This is a genomic window from Roseixanthobacter psychrophilus (genome assembly GCF_043195195.1).
In the GTDB taxonomy this organism is placed as follows: domain Bacteria; phylum Pseudomonadota; class Alphaproteobacteria; order Rhizobiales; family Xanthobacteraceae; genus NCEH01.
On sequence record NZ_JBAFWT010000190.1, the window covers coordinates 1 to 447 of the forward strand.

At 62.0% G+C, this 447-nt stretch carries 1 protein-coding gene; it reads left to right on the forward strand.

The genetic code is table 11. From position 1 onward, the window contains the following. Window positions 1–226, forward strand: a 226-nt coding sequence (locus V5F77_RS29155) for a hypothetical protein (protein WP_429008522.1), incomplete at its 5' end; no start/stop codon positions are given. Window positions 227–447: the final 221 nt, after the last annotated feature.

Genomic DNA, 447 nt, shown 5'->3' on the forward strand with positions numbered 1-447 from the left:
TAGCCGCCCGGCGCGCAGCGAAACGATCATGAGACGGCGGCATTACGACAGGATCGCACTGCGGGCTGCAAAATGGGTCGGGACGGCGGCTGGGGTATGCGGGGCGGTGCTGATCGCCTTGAACCTCGGCGTGGAGACCTGTGGGTTCGGGCTATTTCTGGTGTCCTCGCTGCTGTGGACAATGGTGGCGTGGCTGCAACACGAGATGAGCCTGGCGGTACTCTAGGGAGCCTTCACCATGATCAATGTTGTCGGCATCGTTCGATGGCTCGGCGTTTCATGAGTCGCGCAGCGGCATTCGGGGTTCTGCTTGCGCTCTCAGCGCCCTCATCGCTCATGGCATCTGACATTCTCATGGGCGTCGCGAGCGTCATTGATGGCGATACGATCGAGATCCACGGTACGCCCATCCGGCTCCACGGCGTCGATGCGCCAGAGCGTTCACAG